12 protein-coding genes are annotated in these 18,540 nt (G+C 56.0%); 7 read left to right on the top strand and 5 right to left on the bottom strand.

Annotated features, from left to right (window positions below; translation table 11 throughout):
* Positions 1-11 precede the first annotated feature (11 nt).
* Complete coding sequence (locus ACWHYZ_RS20325) at positions 12-1,889, bottom strand: AsmA family protein (protein WP_447984489.1); 1,878 nt, start codon at positions 1,887-1,889, stop codon at positions 12-14.
* Between the two features lie 141 nt (positions 1,890-2,030).
* Complete coding sequence (locus ACWHYZ_RS20320) at positions 2,031-3,230, bottom strand: PAS domain-containing sensor histidine kinase (RefSeq protein ID WP_447984488.1); 1,200 nt, start codon at positions 3,228-3,230, stop codon at positions 2,031-2,033.
* A gap of 259 nt (positions 3,231-3,489) precedes the next feature.
* Between ACWHYZ_RS20320 and ACWHYZ_RS20315 the strand changes: the two genes are divergently transcribed.
* On the top strand, positions 3,490-4,521 hold the full coding sequence (locus ACWHYZ_RS20315; RefSeq protein ID WP_447984487.1) for a response regulator: 1,032 nt from the start codon (positions 3,490-3,492) through the stop codon (positions 4,519-4,521).
* A 36-nt stretch (positions 4,522-4,557) separates the two neighbouring features.
* A complete protein-coding gene (locus ACWHYZ_RS20310; protein ID WP_447984486.1) occupies positions 4,558-5,226 on the top strand; it encodes an MEDS domain-containing protein in 669 nt (222 codons plus the stop codon).
* A gap of 313 nt (positions 5,227-5,539) precedes the next feature.
* On the opposite strand, the gene ACWHYZ_RS20305 is transcribed toward ACWHYZ_RS20310, so the two are convergent.
* The 3 genes from ACWHYZ_RS20305 to ACWHYZ_RS20295 form a co-directional block, all read right to left on the bottom strand.
* Positions 5,540-6,955 carry a sigma-54-dependent transcriptional regulator gene (locus ACWHYZ_RS20305; protein ID WP_447984485.1) on the bottom strand — a complete coding sequence of 472 codons (1,416 nt, stop codon included), beginning with the start codon at positions 6,953-6,955 and terminating at the stop codon, positions 5,540-5,542.
* Positions 6,956-6,957: 2 nt separating this feature from the next.
* Positions 6,958-8,289 (bottom strand): DUF1015 domain-containing protein, encoded by a 1,332-nt coding sequence (locus ACWHYZ_RS20300; protein WP_447984484.1) that lies wholly within the window; start codon positions 8,287-8,289, stop codon positions 6,958-6,960.
* A 163-nt stretch (positions 8,290-8,452) separates the two neighbouring features.
* Positions 8,453-9,457, bottom strand: a complete 1,005-nt coding sequence (locus tag ACWHYZ_RS20295; RefSeq protein ID WP_447984483.1) for a polyprenyl synthetase family protein — start codon at positions 9,455-9,457, stop codon at positions 8,453-8,455.
* A 206-nt stretch (positions 9,458-9,663) separates the two neighbouring features.
* On the opposite strand from ACWHYZ_RS20295, the gene gltB reads away from it, so the two are divergent.
* From gltB to ACWHYZ_RS20270, 5 genes are all read left to right on the top strand, one after another.
* Complete coding sequence (gene gltB / locus ACWHYZ_RS20290) at positions 9,664-14,208, top strand: glutamate synthase large subunit (protein ID WP_447984482.1); 4,545 nt, start codon at positions 9,664-9,666, stop codon at positions 14,206-14,208.
* Complete coding sequence (locus ACWHYZ_RS20285; protein WP_447984481.1) at positions 14,201-15,631, top strand: glutamate synthase subunit beta; 1,431 nt, start codon at positions 14,201-14,203, stop codon at positions 15,629-15,631. Before gltB ends, ACWHYZ_RS20285 begins: the two co-directional genes overlap by 8 nt.
* Entirely contained in the window at positions 15,628-16,650 is a 1,023-nt protein-coding gene (locus ACWHYZ_RS20280; protein WP_447984480.1) for a PIG-L deacetylase family protein, read from the top strand. The genes ACWHYZ_RS20285 and ACWHYZ_RS20280 overlap by 4 nt, the downstream gene beginning before the upstream one ends.
* A 23-nt stretch (positions 16,651-16,673) precedes the next feature.
* Positions 16,674-17,771, top strand: coding sequence for a hypothetical protein (locus ACWHYZ_RS20275; RefSeq protein ID WP_447984479.1), 1,098 nt, complete (start codon positions 16,674-16,676; stop codon positions 17,769-17,771).
* Between the two features lie 174 nt (positions 17,772-17,945).
* Positions 17,946-18,509 (top strand): redoxin domain-containing protein, encoded by a 564-nt coding sequence (locus tag ACWHYZ_RS20270; RefSeq protein ID WP_447984478.1) that lies wholly within the window; start codon positions 17,946-17,948, stop codon positions 18,507-18,509.
* The last annotated feature ends 31 nt before the right edge of the window (positions 18,510-18,540 follow it).

Below are 18,540 nucleotides of genomic sequence, written 5' to 3'. Positions count from 1 at the left end.
GTCAGTCTAGACTATCGTCTGAACAGGTTTTTCAGCGCCTCTTTGCCCTTCTCGAGATCGGGCTTCTTGCCTTTCAAAAGGTCATCGATGACGCCTTTGGCCTGTTCCGTGACTTGCTCCTGAATTTTTCCCGCAAACGCTGCGGTGTCGAGTGCATAGACGGGCGACTGGGCGGTACCGGTAATGAGTATCGGCACAGTCACGCGGTTTCCCGTCATCGTCATCCGAGCCGCCGGGGTGGCGGTGACAATCTGCTTCGAGAGCGCTTCAGACAAGCTGAACTTGGTTTTGAGATTCAAGGTCTGATCCAGTCCAATGGCGCCGGTCCCCATCGCTTGAAAATCGTGGCTGTCCATCAGGAATTGTTCGACGGCGATCACGCCGCGCTTGATTCCGAACCGGCCTTCGATGGTGGAAAAGACGGTGGCTTTGGTTGGATTGAGCCTGATGCCGGCGGCTTTTAACAACCGCACAGCTTCCTCTAAGAGATTCACGCCTTCGATCGTGCCGTCTTTCACGGTGAAGGAGCCATTGCCTTCCAGGCCGGACATCAATTCCATTTTGGAAAACCCTCGTCCCTTCAGCGCCATCTGGGCATTCGCCGTTCCACTGACGGTCAGTTTATCGATCAGCGCTTCAATGACAGGTCGGAGCTGTACTCCTTGCAGATTCACCTTCCCCTCAAACAAGGGGCTCGAAGATCCCCATGTCAGGTCAGCCTGCGACAGGAGTTGCCCACCGAAGGCATTGAGGGAGAGGTTATCCACGTTAGCGTGTTGCCCTTTCATGCCCGCCGAGAGCTTTACATCTTTTACCTCAACGGACTTGCTCAGCGGCAGAATGATAGGAAGGTCGATCGAGTTGATCATTGTAGAGGTCGCCATGAGCCTAGCTTCGCCATCGAGAACGTTGCCGTTTACATTGATCACGGAATTGCCAAGTACGGCCGCGAATCTCAGCACCTTGACTGTTGCGGCTTCTAAGGGAAGGGTATTGGGTTTAGCCGGATAGTCTGCTTCGGCCTCAATGTGGAGATCCCGGATTTCAACGGCTTTCGACAGCGGGAGGGCTACCGGTAGATGGGCGGTGTTGATAATCGGGGAAGCGACGGTGACCTTCGCATGGCCGCCAACGGCACTGCCTGTGACGGTTGCCGTCGTTTTGCCCAGCGCAACGGCCAGCTCAATTGTCTGCAGATCCAGCGTGTCGACCAGGGGGCCGGCCACGCCTTCAATGTTGAGCGGAATATTGTGCGGCTGCACGATGGCGTCGATATGAAAGCGAGGCATGTCGCCAAGCCGGACGGATTGGAGTTGGACACTCAAATCCTGAAGCGTGTAATCGCCGGATCGGGTTGTCGATTGATCCCGATAGATCAGCCGTCCATGCTCCAATGCAACCCGATCCACCGCCAACATGGCAAGTGCGCGCAACGGGCCTCCTTCTGTGGGCGTGGAGGGCGGTGTTTCTTTGGGCAGCTCCGATAGCGGAGGTGGGACTCCCTTGCCGATCGTCGAGACGTTGAGGACGCCGTGTTGATTCTTAATCACGGTTACGAATGGCTCTTTCAAGGTGATCTCTTCGACCTCCACGCGCTCAGTGAGCAACGGCAGGAGTTTCACACCGATGTCGACTGAATCCAATGAAGCGAATGGAGTATTGCTGAATGTAGGATCGTCCATGACGGTGAATCCTGCGATGCGGACACCGATTCTGGGAATAATAGTCAGCCGTAAGTCGTTGAGGGTGATCTTGCGATTCAACGCCTCTTCAATCATCGGTTGATACCGATCTTTGTACGTATTCACATCGACGAGAAACGGGAGGAGCAGGATGGCGACGATCAACAAGACGACGATGAGGCCAAACGTGATCAAGAGTCTCTTCATGACACTCCCTTCGTCTGATGAGATTGACAAGTCTAACGAGGGTATTACGTGAACTCAAGTATAGGGCATCTTATGGGGGAGAAAGCGACCAGGACCGACGTTCGTTGTTGGTGTTTTGATAGCGGAGGACGGCGTGTTGTTTCATGCGCGGGTCTGATTATGCAGCGGGATGTCGGCGACAATCCGGGTCCCGCGGCCGGGCACCGACTCAACCTGCACGTGTCCATCTAATTCGCGGACGCGCATACGAATATTCTGTAACCCATGGCCTCGCCCCATCGCGTCCTCACTGTCAAAGCCCCGGCCGTCGTCCTCCACTTTCAGACGGACTGATCGGCCGCATATTTGGAGTGAGAGTCTGCCGCACCGCGCATTGGCGTGGCGAAAACAATTACTGACCGCCTCATGTGCCACATAGTACAAATGCCCGGATTGTTCATCCGTGAGCTGCTGCGCCACGCTTGGATCCATTTCAAGCGTAAAGTGCACGCCATGAGTGCCGTGCAAGGACTGTATGAAATTGGCCAGGGTGGCAATGAGTCGATTGCCTTGGAGCCTGAGCGGTTTCTGCCTTTGGATATAGCTCCGGACGTCAGCGATGACTTGGTTCAGATGTGCAAGGGCAGTCTTCAACGTGTCGTCGGCCACCGTGGCGTCCTGCTTGAGTAAGAGCCGACTCTGCTCGATCCCCATACCGATCGCATAGGCCATCTGAATAATATTGTCATGCAAATCGGCGTCAAGCCGTTGCCGTTCTTCAAATGCCAGGGCCAGCCGCGCTTGACTATCTCGTAGCGCCTCCTCTATTCGCTTACGGTCCGTGATGTCCGTCGTTATCCCGCCGATCGCATACGGGCGTCCGTCTTCATCACACAACGGGAATTTGAAGACAATGCTCGTATGAACCCCATCGTCGTGCAGAGCGGCTTCTTCGAATTCAAGCGGCACCCCGGCATCCAGTACCTTACGGTCATTGCTTCGAAAGGCTGTAGCTTGCGGCGGCGAAAAGAGTTCATCATCGGTCTTATGGAGAATGTATTCGCGGGTCAGATGGAAGATCTCTTCGAACCGGCGATTGACAAAGAGGTACCGACCAGCCGTGTCTTTAACGAAGATCAAATTGGGACTGTGATCCAGGATAGCTTGGAGCTGACCGTCTGTCCCGAACTCTCGGCTCGATCCAGGTGGGCGGCTAGACCGGCGGAGGATCGAGTTGTCGGGCGCCGGCAATCCAGGCGGACGATGTAGTGGTACACGTCGGCTGGTCTCAGCGGGCTCTTGATAGCCTTGCCCATTCTTATGAGTCGACGGCTTGGGTATGACTTTTTTGGTCTTGCTCATCTATCGACACCGTGTCGGACAATTGACGGCTTGGAAGATATAGAGAGAACGAGAAAAAGGAAAGCTTTTTCCGGTATTATTGCATAAGCTGCCGTATGATAAGTCTTTATCAGTGACTGTGGAGAATCCCTATACATCGTGAAAGGGGATATCACGGATCTTTCATGCGGTGATTGATTATGTCAATGTAAGCTTACTACCTACAGACAGAGCACCCATATTTTCAGTAGAGTCCACTTTTCTGTGAAGGAGGCACGGTATGTCACTGGAACACGATCTCACCTTTCATGGGTCGGGAATCGATTCTTTTGACGACCAACTCGCTTTCGCCGATCAACAAAAAATTAATGTCTTGCTCGTCGACGATAATGAGCATTGCCTGATGGCGTTGAAGGAAGTGTTGGCCGGCCCAGATCGCCATCTGGTCATGGTGCAATCCGGCGAGCAAGCGTTGCGGTATCTTTTGGCTGCCGACGTCGGAATCGTGTTGCTCGATATCCGGTTATCCGGCCTGAGCGGCTATGAAACCGCCGCACTCATACGGCAGCGCAATCAGACTCGATCGGTCCCCATTATCTTCGTCACGGGGTGCAGTACTGAGCACTCCGACGTCGCCCGTGGGTATTCCTTCGGGGCCGTCGATTATATGTTCAAACCGGTGGACCCCACGGTGCTGAAATCGAAGGTGGATTGCTTTGTCGAATTAGCGAAGTCTCATCAACGATTGAAACAGCAGACGCGAGCTCTCGCCATCGGGGAGAAAGAAGTTTTACGGTCGCGAAGTGCCGGCACCCTCTTACAGCATGCTCCGGTCCCGGCATTTATCGCGGGAGTAGACGGCGTGATCCTTCAACTCAACTCGGCTGCTCATGAACTTGTCGGGCTTCAGGCTGGTCAGGGTGCCGGTAGCTCGAATTCTAGCGTGCTGACCCCGGGAGAGAAGTGGCTGGTCAGCGGCGCCATTCGTGAGGCGGCCGAACGCGGAGTGAAACGCGATATTTCGATCCACCCTCGCACGATGACGGGAGAGGTGATGGCACTCCTACTGCACATCGGTCCCCTGAGAAATGATGAGGGTGCCGTTATCGGCGTCATCGGGATTGCACAAGACCAGCGGGGCTACGAGCAAACCATGTTGGATCTGGAGCGAACGAAGGTTGAACTGCAGGGCAGATCCCAAGACGTACAAAATCTTAAGGAAATTGTGGTGGCCCGCGACATGGCCCTGCTGCATCTACAAAAGGAGAATGAATTGCTGAAGCGTTCCCTGCGCGAGCAATTTCCCACGTAACCGTAACGGCGTCCGATGCCGCTGAGTCGAGAACCAATGAAACCGATCTGCGATTTGAAGCACCTTCAGCATGGGGACCATCTTTGCTTGCTCTATCGGTCCGTCGAAGAGCAGAAGAACGTGTTAGGCCCCTTTATCAAGGAGGGCCTCAGCCGGGGTGAGTTCTGTCTCTACATTACCGACGAGCACCTGGATCCCGACCTCGCCGGCCTCCTGGCTTCGGATGGGATTGATCTGATTCGTCTGAGACAAGAGGGGAGCGTTCAACTGTTTAGCCGTTACCAGACCTTCCTTCGGTATGCGCGATTTGAGCCGAGCCTGATGATGGAGTTTTTTGAACGTCTCCTCGAGCAGACTCTCGCGAAGCAGTTTTCAGGCGCGAGAGTCATCATCGATATGTCGTGGGCGCTGGCTATTGGCTGTGACCAGTTGATCCTCTTTGAGGCTCTGCTCAATGAGCATATAATGCCCTGGAAGATGACCATGCTCTGCCAGTATCACATCAACCGGTTTGCCTCCGGTATTCTTCAGGACGTGCTTCGGACCCATCCGCTCGCCGTGATCGGTGAGCACGTTTGTCCGAACTTCTATTGCGAACCGACGAGTCTGATCCTCAGCGACCCACGTGCCGATGCGAGAGTCGAATGGATGATGGACACGCTGAAGAAAGCCGCTAGCATGATCGGCAAAGACTGTAAGCGCTGAACGGCCGATGCGCTTGCTCAATTGCGATGGGACCCTCGCTTACGATGGGAACGTAGGGTTCTAGCCGCCAGTTCCCTGCCTTCAGCCCTGGAGTCAATCTATTCATTTCGTACAACGTTCTATCCGGGCCATGTCAGTCTTGAATCCGGTCTCTTCCTTTCTCCGGCTCGCTGATATCCGTCGCTCGATTACATCCCTTGCAACCACGATCCGACGCACGGTCCTTTGAAGCAGACCTTGTCGCAGGCGCTTCTGCCGTTGTCTTGCTAAAGTGATCGCTGGGAGGCGACAGCTAGTGGAGGCTTGCGAACCGTTAGGTTTTCAACGACTCCGGGGAGATGTTCAATTGTCTGATAAGGCGGGCCAGATAGGTGCGTTGGAGTTGTAACTGCTCGGCCGCTTTCGTTTGACTGCCGTTCGCGCATTTGAGCGCGCGAAGAATGATGGCTCTTCTATGTTCGTCGATCGAGTCATGGTAGGGCAGATGGTGGTACCCCAGAGCATCTGCGTCCGCGTTCAATTCCGGAGTGAGCAAGGGCAATTGATCTGCGTCGATCTCGTCCTTATCCGCAGGGCTTAAAATCACTGCGCGGGCAATGATATTGTCCAGTTCCCGGATGTTGCCGGGCCACGGATAGCGTGTGAGGACCGCCATCGCGTCGGCCGTGAATTTCATCTGCACTCGCTTCGCGTCGGCGGCATGCCGCTTCAGGAAAAATTCTGCGAGTTGTGTAATGTCCTGTGAGCGCTCGCGAAGCGGCGGAAGGGTGAGCGTGACGACATTGAGGCGAAAGAACAGATCTTCACGAAACGCTCCGGCCTTCACCGCCTGTTTGAGGTCCTTGTTTGTGGCCGCAATGACGCGGATACTCACACGGACCAGCCGGGTGCCGCCGACGCGCGTGAATTCGTGATCCTGCAGGACGCGCAGAAGCTTCGCTTGTAACCCTGTGGGCATGTCCCCGATTTCGTCCAGAAAGATGGTGCCGCCGTCAGCCATCTCGATCTTGCCCTTTTCGAGGCGATCGGCTCCGGTGAAGGCGCCCTTTTCATGTCCGAAGAGCTCATTCTCCAACAGTGTCTCGGTTAAGGCGACGCAATTGATGACGACGAACGGCGCGGTGCGGCGCGGGCTCCACTGGTGAATCGACCGGGCGAACAGCTCTTTTCCGGTCCCGCTTTCGCCCAGAAGCAACACACTGGCGTCTGAGCCCGCCGCGCGTTGGGCCAGCTCAGTCATAGACTTCATTTGCGGGCTGGTTCCGATGATCGTCGCGTATTTCGTCCCCACTTCGGTGCGCAGGATTTCGTAGTGTCGCTTTAAGGTCTCTCGTTCCGAGGCCTTCTGGATCGTCATGATCAAATGGTCGACGTCGATCGGCTTGGTGACGAAATCGTAGGCGCCTTCCCTCATGGCCTCGACGGCTTTCTTGATGGTGCCGTGCGCCGTCATGACGATCACCGGCACATCATAGCCGTCACGGCCGCGCTGCTTCCCCTGCGACAAGCGTTGCAGCACTTCTATGCCCGAAAGCCGAGGCATCTCGAGATCGAGGATCATGATCCGTGGCGTTTCTCGTTCGACGGCCTCGAGGGCTTGTACGCCGTCCTTTGCAACGATGGGCTCGAAGCCCAGTGAATCCAGTCGGTCTTTCAAGACCATCGCGATGTCGGCATCGTCATCGACGACAAGAATCTTGGATTTAATGCGGGATTCCGTGGGCTGCACAGTTATTCTTCCATGACGTTCATGACCAACCCGGTCAGTGGCTTTGGAAAAAAGTAGGTCGATTTGTGCGGCATGCGCCCTCCGGAGGCCGCGACCTCGCGAACTTCGCTGACTTTCGTGGCATTCAACAGAAGCGCGCCCGTGGCTGTTCCCTGCTGCACCAAGTCCAGCGCCTCCTGGTCATCTTTCGTATAGATGATCGTTTCTTGTTCTGCCGATGTCGGACACAGTTTGGTGATCACCTCATGCTGGAGAATCGACACATCAAGCTTGTCTCGTTCGGAAGCTGTGGCGGGAGGTCGATGGGTCGCTTTCAATTTGAGCAGGCAGTAGCCTCTTGCGTCGCGGACCGCCAACCCGAAGACCGTTCCGGATTGCCCGAGACTGCGTAGCGACTGCAGAAACCGCGCCCGCGCGTCTTTCTCCGAAGGCTGAAACGGGAGCTCTTGTATCTCGAAGGCTTCCCCGAGAAGCCCTTTCACCTTGTCTAGTCCTGGAAGCGGATGAGTCAACACGCGATGGGTTGGAAGCACGGTGAGCCCCTGATCTTCGAGAGCTGCGAAGAGCATCAGCACGCTATCATAGGGTTGCAAGCTGGGGGCTCCTTTGAGGCGGGTGGCGTCTTGTTCCCGTCGGAGCTGTCGATATCGAAGCGACGTTTCGTAGCGATGATGGCCGTCTGCGATAAAAAGGGGTTTGGGTTTCATCAGATCGCCCACCGCCATGAGGACTTCCGGATCGGTGATGCTCCAGAGACGCTGGCGCAAGCCGGTATCGTCCTGGAAATCGAGCCGCGGTCTATTCAGATCCACCGATTTTTCGAGGAGCTGCATCACGCGATTGTCGGGATCCGAATACAACGAAAAAATCGCGCTGAAATTCGCGTGACAGGCTTCCAGAAGATTCAACCGGTCTGCTTTGGCGGCCGAACGGGTATTCTCATGAGGGAAGATTCGTCCGGTCCCAAATTCCTCCAGCTCGACCGTAGAGAAGAATCCCTTGAGTGTCCGTGTAGGCGGCCTCGCATCGCCGGACGGTGGCTGATATTCAATCATATACAGGTAAAGAGACGGTCGGGTATCGCGTCGCAAGGCGCCGGCTTTCAGCCATTCTTTCAGGAGTTCTGCCGCCCGGGTATAGCGGTTCCTTGACGGGGAGTCGCCAGGTTCGTCCATCCCCAACTCCAGCCGAATGACATTATTGGGATGCCGATCATGGAGCGCCTTTTGATACGTCGCGTCGATGATATCGTAAGGCGGGGCGACCACGTATGCCACCTCTTTTACAGCGGTTGGATCGTACAGTACGCCACGAAACGGAGTGAGATGTGCCATTAGTCTCTCTTTAAGATGTTCAACATCAACGTAGCTGCTCGAGCCCGATCAAAAAGGCCTCCACCAAGGCCGCAGAAATCACACCGACCCACGCGTACTATTGCGTACGTCAGAGGGAGTCGCGCCGCAGAGAACGCTGCTGGAGGGCTTTTTCAGCAGGCTACTAGCGATCTCGGTTGACCATATATTCCGCCACGATCGCGAGCGCGCGTCTCGGGGAGGAGTCCTCGAATTGCGCGAGATCCAGGTCGGCCGCCATCACAAATGTCTTGGCGCGTTCGTGCGCGTACGCGATTGATCCATACTCTTGCATTAGGGAAATGATTCGATGGAGATCTCCATCCGAAAGGGTGCGGGTCTCCATGCAATCTTTGATCATGTGTTTATCCGCATCAGGACAATGCTGGAGGAGATGTAGCAGCGGCAACGTCGTCTTGCCTTGGCGGAGGTCCTGGCCGAGTGATTTTCCTAAACGGTCCCCGTTCGCGGCATAATCGAGCGTATCGTCGGCGACTTGAAAGGCAATGCCGATGTATTGTCCGAAACGAAACAAGGCCCGCTGCTGCTCCTCCGAGCCGTTGCCGATAATCGCGCCGATCTTGCAGGAGGCGGCAATGAGCCCCGCGGTTTTATTCTCAACAATGCGTAAGTATTCCGATTCGGTGATGAGCGGGTTTCCGTTGTAATACAACTGCAGGACTTCTCCTTCGGCCATTTTCCGACAGGCTTCAGAGAGCACCTCATTAATGCCTTGATTGTGGAATCCGACGATGTGACAGATTGCCTTGGAATAGAGGTAGTCCCCGACCAGTATGCTGACTTGATTGCCCCAAACTTTCCGTGCCGTTTGACGGCCGCGCCGCAGATCGGCATCGTCAACGACATCATCGTGTAGGAGCGTTGCCGTATGGATAAATTCGACGAGGCTGGCCAGGCTATAGACGTCTTTCCCGGTATAGCCGCAGAGGCGAGCACACAGGGTCAGCAGCAATGGGCGGATGCGTTTACCTCCGCTGCTCAAAATGTGAGCCGCGACGGTATTCACGAGCGCGACAGAGGAATCGAGGTTTTTCTGGATCTGATCCTCGACCCCTTCCAGTTCGCCTCGATAGGCTTCCCAGACATCGGTCATCGTCTGAATGGAAGATGTCGTGGGGCCTTCTTTCATTCGGGGATACTAGGTCAGCCGGAAGTTTAAAGTCAAGACAAGGACGTACAATGTCGCTCTAATTCTTGACAGAGGAATGGCCTATCCAGTATCGTGACCATTCGATTTCATTCACGATTGTCACGACGTGTTCTGCACGGACATGCTCGCCTCTCGAACTGGTTCGGTCGAATAACGATCCATTTGTATAGTGAATAGGATATCAGATGAACGTGCCAGGGCTTCCTGAACGGCAAGGACTGTACGATCCTCAATTTGAAAAAGACGGGTGCGGAATCGGCTTCGTCGCCGACTTGAAGGGACAAAAGTCCCACACCATCGTCCAACAAGGCTTGGAAGTCCTGAACAACCTCGCTCATCGCGGCGCTCAAGGCTGTGACCCGTGCACCGGAGACGGGGCCGGTATTCTCTTTCAAGTGCCGCATGAGTTCCTCCGCCGGGCCGCAGCTGAGGTAAACATTATTCTTCCACATGCGGGTGCCTATGGCGTCGGGATGGTGTTTTTGCCTCGAGATCCCGAATGGCGGCGGCGCTGTGAGGCGGCGTTCGAGCATATCATTGCGGAAGAGAGACTTCAGCTTCTGGGCTGGCGTGATGTGCCGGTGGACAGTGAGTCGATCGGGGTCCAGGCCAGGCGAACCGAACCGGTGGTTCGGCAAGTATTTGTGGCGCGCGGCGCCCTAGATGAAGCGCAGTTTGAGCGGAAACTGTACGTCGTCCGCAAGCGCGGAGAAAAGGCACTTCGCGAATCGACGCTCGAAGGGAAAGAGTATTTTTACATTCCCAGCTTGTCCTCCAATACGATCGTCTATAAAGGATTGCTCCTGCCGCATCAGATGGCAGCGTACTATCAAGATTTGAAGGAGTCGGATGTCACCTCTTCGTTGGCGCTCGTGCACTCCCGATTCAGCACGAATACCTTCCCGACGTGGCCGCTGGCCCATCCCTACCGGTACATTTGCCACAACGGCGAAATCAATACGCTGAAGGGAAATGTGAATTGGATGCGCGCCCGCCAAGGGCGTCTGGATTCCGTGTTGTTCGGTGACGATCTGCCCAAGCTCTATCCCATTGTCTATGATCGGCAAAGTGATTCCGCATGCCTGGACAATGCCCTTGAATTTTTGGTCATGGGGGGCCGCTCGCTGCCGCATGCGATGATGATGCTCATTCCCGAGCCATGGGTCGGCAACCCCCAGATGGATTTGGATCGTCGCGGGTTCTATGAGTATCACGCCGCCATGATGGAACCGTGGGACGGTCCGGCAGCGGTCTGCTTCACGGACGGCAAACTGATCGGGGCTACGTTGGATCGTAACGGATTGCGACCGTGCCGCTATCAGGTCACCGCGGATGATCGTGTCGTGCTCGCCTCTGAGGCCGGGGTCTTGCCGACGGATGTGAAAAACATCCGGCAGAAAGGCCGCCTGCAACCCGGCCGCATGTTCCTCGTCGATACCGTACAAGGTCGCATTATCGACGATGAAGAGATTAAGGCCGATATTGTCGGCCGCAAGCCCTATCGGGCCTGGGTCACGCAATACAAGATCTCACTTGATGAGCTGCCGGACCCCTTGAACGTCCAGCAACCGGATCATCCGACGATCCGTCAACGCCAGCAGGCCTTCGGCTATACGGTCGAAGAGCTGAAGATGGTACTGACACCGATGGTCGTGACGGGCGAAGAGCCGGTATCCTCGATGGGTACCGACACACCGTTGGCGGTCTTGTCGGAACGGCCACAGCTACTGTTCAAGTATTTCAAGCAACTCTTTGCGCAGGTCACCAACCCACCCATCGATCCGATCCGCGAAGAACTGGTCATGTCCTTGGTGACGAACATCGGGCCCAAACCAAACGTCATGGATGAGATGCCCGAGTCCGCCCGGCGAATCCGGGTCAAACAGCCGATCCTGACCAATGCAGATCTGGAAAAGATCAGAGAAATTGCCGATCCTCATTTTAAGAGCAAGACGTTGCGGATGTTGTTCCGGGTCCCTACCGGCCCGGAGGGGATGGCAGCCGCTGTCGATGAACTCTGTGGCCAGGCTTCGCAAGCGATCAGGGATGGCTATAAGTTCTTGATCTTGAGCGATCGAGGCGTCAACGAGGAGTGGGCGCCGATACCCAGTCTGCTTGGGATCTCCGCCGTGCATCATCACCTCGTGCGTGAATGCACGCGGACCGAAGTGGGATTGATATTGGAAACGGGGGAGCCGCGCGATGTTCACCATTTTGCGAGTCTCATCGGGTATGGCGCCGGCACCATCAATCCCTACCTCGTTTTTGAATCGCTGGTGGATATGGAACGTGACGGCTATCTCCCTGAAGGTGTCGATGCGGCGACGGCAGAGGTCAAATTTATCAAGGCGATCAATAAGGGTCTGTTGAAGATCTTCTCGAAGATGGGGATTTCGACCGTGCAGTCCTACTGCGGCGCGCAGATCTTTGAGGCGATCGGCTTAAATCGCACGCTCGTTGACCGGTACTTTACCGGGACACCCTCGCGCATTGAAGGCATCGGTATTCGGGAAATCGGCGAAGAAACCTTGCGTCGACATGCCTTGGCCTATGAGCCTGCCCCGATCAGGCAACTGGACTTTGGCGGCGAGGTACACTATCGCGTCCAAGGTGAACACCATAATTGGAACCCGGAAACGATCTACAAGCTTCAACATGCGACGCGCGTGAACGATCCGAAGACATTCGCAGAGTTTTCCACGCTGGTGAATGACGAAAGCCGCCGCCGGTCAAACCTGCGCGGCCTGCTGGAATTCAATGTTACCGACGCACCGATTTCGCTGGAAGAGGTCGAACCGGCCAAGGAGATCGTCAAGCGCTTCACGACCGGCGCGATGTCGTTCGGGGCGATTAGCAAGGAGGCGCACGAAACGTTGGCGATCGCCATGAACCGGATCGGCGCCAAGAGCAATACCGGTGAGGGGGGTGAGGATCCGGAGCGGTTTACTCCCTTGCCGAACGGCGATTCAAAGAATTCGTATATCAAACAGGTGGCCTCTGCGCGGTTCGGCGTGACGGCGCACTACCTCGTCAACGCCAAAGAACTGCAAATTAAGATGGCGCAGGGTGCGAAGCCCGGTGAAGGCGGGCAATTGCCGGGACACAAAGTCGATGAAGTCATCGCGCGTTTGCGGTATGCGACGCCCGGCGTGTCGCTCATTTCACCACCACCCCATCATGATATTTACTCGATCGAAGACCTGAAGCAATTGATCTTCGACCTGAAGAATGCCAATCCAGAGGCCGACGTGTCGGTCAAATTGGTGTCCGAGGTCGGAGTCGGCACGGTGGCCGCGGGTGTGGCGAAGGCGCATGCCGACAAGGTTCTCATCAGCGGCGATTCCGGAGGAACAGGCGCGTCGCCGCTGTCTTCTATCAAGTACGCCGGCATTCCATGGGAACTCGGATTGGCGGAAACCCACCAGACGCTGGTCTTGAATGACCTGCGAGGCCGCATTAAAGTCGAGACGGACGGGCAGATGAAGACGGGTCGGGATGTGGTGATCGCGGCGTTGTTGGGAGCGGAAGAATTCGGTTTTTCCACCGCGCCGTTGATTGTCGAAGGCTGCATCATGATGCGCAAGTGCCACCTCAACACTTGTCCGGTCGGCGTCGCGACGCAAGATCCTGTCCTGCGCAAGAAATTCACGGGTCAGCCGGAACACGTCGTGAATTACTTCTTCTTCCTGGCCGAGGAGATGCGGGCATTGATGGCGAAGTTGGGTTTCCGAACCGTCGCCGAGATGATCGGACGTGTCGACAAGTTGAAGGTGCATAAGGCGGTTGACCATTGGAAGGCAAAGGGGCTCGATCTTTCGCCGCTCTTGCATGTGCCTCAAGTCAGTCCTCCCGTCGCGACCCACTGTGTGCAGAAACAAGATCATGGCTTGAGCGATATTTTGGACAATACACTCGTGGAGTTGTGCCGGCCCGCGATTGAGCATGGCGAGAAAGTCTCAGTTGAGTTGCCGATTCGCAATATCAATCGCACGGCGGGAACGGTCCTCTCGAGCCGTATTGCGAAGAAGTATGGCGTGAAGGGGCTTCCTGACGATACGATCAACATCAAGTTGACGGGCTCCGCCGGGCAATCGTTCGGCGCGTTTCTCTCACGTGGCATTACCCTCACGTTGGAAGGCGAGTCGAACGATTATCTCGGCAAAGGACTCTCAGGCGGAAAAATCATAGTGGTGCCGCCGAAAGAGGCCTCGTTTAATCCTGAAGAGACCATTCTGATTGGTAATACATCGCTCTATGGCGCGACATCGGGAGAGAGTTATTTCTACGGTACGGCAGGGGAACGCTTCGCGGTACGGAACAGCGGGGTGCGCGCCGTCATCGAAGGCACCGGCGATCATGGATGCGAATATATGACGGGCGGGGTCGTCGTGGTGCTCGGCCGAACCGGCCGGAATTTCGCGGCCGGCATGTCTGGCGGTGTGGCGTACATCCTCAATGAGGATGGTCAGTTCGAGCAACGCTGTAATATGGGCATGGTTGAGCTGGAGAAGCTGCATTCCGTTGAAGATCAACAGCTTGTACGGACGATGATCGAGGCACACTTGAAGTACACCGGCAGTCGCAAAGCCAAACTTGTGTTGGACAATTGGAAAGCGATGGTTCCGAAGTTCCTCAAAATTATGCCGATCGACTATAAGCGAGTGCTAGCGGAGCGCAAAGCGGCAGCGCTCAAGGAGCAGGCGCAGAAGGATATGGTGGCCCATGGCTGATCCGAAGGGCTTCCTCAAGTACACCCGGGAAGGGCCGACCCGCCGCCCCATCGAACTCCGTGTTCTCGATTGGAAGGAGATGTACGAGCCGTTCTCCGACGACAAGTTGCAGGTCCAAGGCGCGCGCTGTATGGATTGCGGGGTCCCGTTCTGCCAGAGCACCAACGGCTGTCCGGTGGTGAATCTTATTCCCGAATGGAACGATCTCGTGCATCGGGGACGGTGGAAAGATGCGCTGAAGGCACTGCAGACAACGAACAATTTTCCGGAGTTTACCGGACGGCTTTGCCCGGCGCCGTGCGAGTCCGCGTGCGTACTGGGCATCAACAGCGATCCCGTGTCGATTCGCGTGATCGAGTGGAACATCATCGACAAGGGTTTTCATGAAGGCTGGATCGAGCCGGTGTTGCCCGTCGAACGGACCGGAAAAACGGTGGCGATTGTCGGGTCCGGTCCTGCCGGTTTAGCGGCCGCTCAGCAACTGGCTCGTCAGGGCCATCAGGTCACGGTCTATGAAAAGGCCGACCGCATCGGCGGACTGCTTCGATACGGCATTCCTGATTTCAAGATGGAAAAATGGGTCATCGATCGCCGATTGGAACAGATGAAGGCTGAAGGCGTCGAATTTAAGACCGGCGTCCATGTCGGGGTCGATATCGACGGGAACACCTTGCGGCGACAATACGATGCCGTCTGTCTCACGCTCGGCGCAGAGCAGGCGCGAGAGTTGCCTGTGCCAGGCCGCGAACTCAAGGGCATCCATCCCGCGATGGAATATTTGACCCAGCAGAACAAGCGCAATGCGGGGGATCCCATTGTCGGTGAAACGATTACCGCCAAGGGAAAGCGGGTCGTCATCATCGGGGGCGGGGATACCGGTTCGGATTGTCTGGGAACCACGCATCGACAGGGGTGCGTGGAAGTTCGCCAGTTCGAATTGCTGCCGGAGCCGCCTCCCCAGCGTGCCGTGTCCACTCCCTGGCCGCTCTGGCCGATGCAGTTGAGAACCTCACACGCGCACGAGGAAGGATGCGACCGGCAATGGAGTGTTTCCACGACGGCGTTCATCGGCCGCAACGGGCATGTAACCAAGCTGCAAGGCCAACGTGTAACCTTCCAAAATGGAGCGTTCATTCCCATTCCGAATACGGCCTTCGAGCTGGAAGCTGATCTCGTGCTCCTTGCGATGGGATTTACGGGTCCCGTCAAGAACGGTCTCCTCGATAGTCTCGGTGTCAAATATGACGCGCGCGGAAGCGTTGCGGTGGACGAGACCTTCATGACCAATGTGGAAGGGGTCTTTGCCGGCGGCGATACGAAGCGCGGGGCATCCTTGATCGTCTGGGCGATTGCGGAAGGACGTAAGATGGCCGCTGGTGTCGATCGATATCTTCGTGCACGTCTGTCTCAAAAAACCGCGTGATTTCTCCAAATCGGCAGTCCCGCCGCTCAAAACCCATCGCTCTCACGATATGGCACGCGAGTGCTCTCGTTGTCGTGTTACTGTTTCTGGCTGTCGGTTCCGGTGAGTCGGCTTCTCCTGCGTCGAAACCCAATAGAGTTCTTGACGCCTTACAGAAAGCCGAACGAGTCCTTTGGTTGGGCGCACATCCGGATGACGAAATGTCATCCAGTGCCTTTCTTGCCAGAGCCAAGGATACCGCCGGCACATTGTACCTGGCGAGCCTCACCCGCGGCGAAAACAGCGATAAGGTGTGGGGAGGCTTGCGGCGGGGAACGCCGATGGCAAAAGCCCGTGAAGCGCTCTTCGCGAGATCCGCGTCGATGTTTCATGCGGACGGGTACGACCTGGGGCCGTTCGTGAACGGCCCCTTCTCCATCGAGGAGCTTGATGCCCTCCCGCCGAATGCACCGTTTCACGACTGGTCCTCCTCTACAACGTCGGAGGATGTCATTACGAAATGGAGTCGGGAAGGCGATCCGGTAGGCTACATCGTCGCACTGCTTCGGGCGCGCCGTCCCGACGTTGTGATTTCCATGGATGATTACTGCGGAGTCAGTGGACATGATGAGCACATCGCCGTCGGCAAACTCTTGCGGCGCGCACTCCCGATTGCGGCCGATCCTTCTGCCTATGTTGAGGCCGGCGAACCATGGGAAGTCCGTGACGTGATTTGGACCGCGTCCGTGCTCAAACCATTGGTCGCCTGCCGTTACTGTAAGTGCGAGGGGACGGTTCCGGATGCACCGGTCGAAGAGGTGTTCAGTCTGGACAAGTCGAGCACACACGACCTGACATACATGGGCGTCCAGTGCCTTGTCGGCCGGAATTATCAAAAGGCGGTTGAAGCAAAGAACTGGAGCGATGCTCACATGCGAACCAGCTGCGAAAAGGCTCAGGCCGCTGTGGTGCGTGCCTATCGAAGCGGTGTGAAGGGTCCTCCATTTTTTGAGTCCTTTCGGTATGATGCTGTAGACTAATCCAATCCGAACCATCGTGGGTGATGATGCGGATCCCGCCGGTCCCGCGTGATGGTTTTCTTTTGCTCGTCCTTGTCACTCTGCTCGGGCTGCCCCTCCTCGGCATCGTGCTTAGCGGACAATCACTCGGGCCGTATCTTGAGTTTCCCCCACTGACGCATCACGTGCAGCACGCCTCCTTTTCATGGCCGGTATTTCTTGGACTTGCGCTCCTGATCGCGGTGCTCATCGCACCATGCGTCAGGCCGATGGTTGAAGCCATCATGTCGAGTGGCGCGCCGCACACCAAGACACACGCGTTTCCTCTTTGGGGGTGGGTAGGGATGCTCCTCATGGCGCTGGCGTGGTGGCTTGCCTGGACACGATACCCATGGTTCGCCACGTTTCAGGCGTTTACCTTCACGCCCTTGTGGCTGGGCTATATCGTGGTGATCAATGCGTTGACCTATCGCGCTACCGGTATGTCCCTGTTGTCAAGCCGGCCGCGACATCTCGTTATGCTGTTCGTTGGAAGCGCAGCGTTCTGGTGGTTTTTTGAATATCTCAATCGATTTGTTCAGAATTGGTATTACGTCGGGATCGAGGACTTCAGCCCATCGGCTTATGTCCTCTACGCCACCCTCTCGTTCTCAACCGTTCTGCCCGCTGTGGTGAGTACCATTGAATGGCTGAAGACCTCCACTCGTTTCGGCAGCGCCTTTCGACATCTGCGTTCCATTGGGATGCCGCATACTGCGCTAATGGGCTGGATCGTATTCGTGTTCGCCGGGGCAGGGCTGACGGGAATCGGGATCTGGCCGGATTACCTGTTTCCCTTACTCTGGGTTTCTCCTCTTCTGATCATCACTTCGTTTCAGGCGATGTTGCGACGAGAGACAATGTTCTCCAGCATCCGGCATGGAGATTGGCGTCCCGTCTGCTTACCGGCGCTCGCGGGCCTACAATGTGGGTTCTTCTGGGAACTTTGGAATTGGCACAGCCTGGCGCACTGGGAATACGCGATTCCCTTTGTGCATCGCTTCCTGGTTTTTGAGATGCCGCTCCTGGGCTATGCGGGATACCTGCCGTTTGGATTGGAGTGTCTGATGGTCGCGCATGTTCTTGAAGCAAAGAGAGAATAGAAATCACCATGGCGCGGCGGCTTGCGGATTATTCTGCATAGGCTTGTCTGACATTTTTTTGCTCTGGAGGTCTCGCGTGTCAGGCTGTTAGAATTCGAGAAGATCGAGGAGCAGTGAGTGAAAAGCGTGTGAGACGCGCTCTCAGCTATCTACCGTCAAACATTGGAGGAACTTATGTCGCTGATCGGGCACACTATTTCACCGGGTACGTACCAGGCGTTTCAAAATGATCAGATCAAGTCCATTGATTTTTCCGCGTACCGGGGGAAATGGGTGGTCTTGATGTTCTATCCGGGTGATTTCACCTTTATCTGTCCGACCGAACTGGCCGAAGTGGCGGAACTGTATCCCGAATTCAAAAAACTCGGGGCAGAAGTATTCGGCGTGAGCACCGATTCGGTCTATGTCCACAAGGCATGGCATGACACGTCTCCGACGATCAAGGCCGTGTCGTTTCCCTTAGTGGCGGATCCAACAGGGAAACTTAGTCGTGAGTTTGGCACCTATCTGGAGAATGAAGGAGTGACGCTCCGGGGCAGCTTTATTGTCGACCCGGATGGCGCCGTCAAGGCCTATGAAATTCACGACAACAGCATCGGTCGGAGCGGCCAGGAACTGCTTCGAAAGTTGCAGGCCGCCATTCATGTACGAGAAGGCAAGGGAGAAGTGTGTCCGGCAAGTTGGAAGCCAGGCAGCAAAACACTGAAGCCCGGCTTAGACTTGGTCGGCAAACTATAAAGTATCCTGTGCGCGCGGAGCGCCTCAACGC

Source organism: Nitrospira sp. Nam74 (assembly GCF_965152615.1).
Note: the sequence above shows the minus strand (reverse complement) of the source record. Positions and strands in the feature narration are given on the sequence as shown.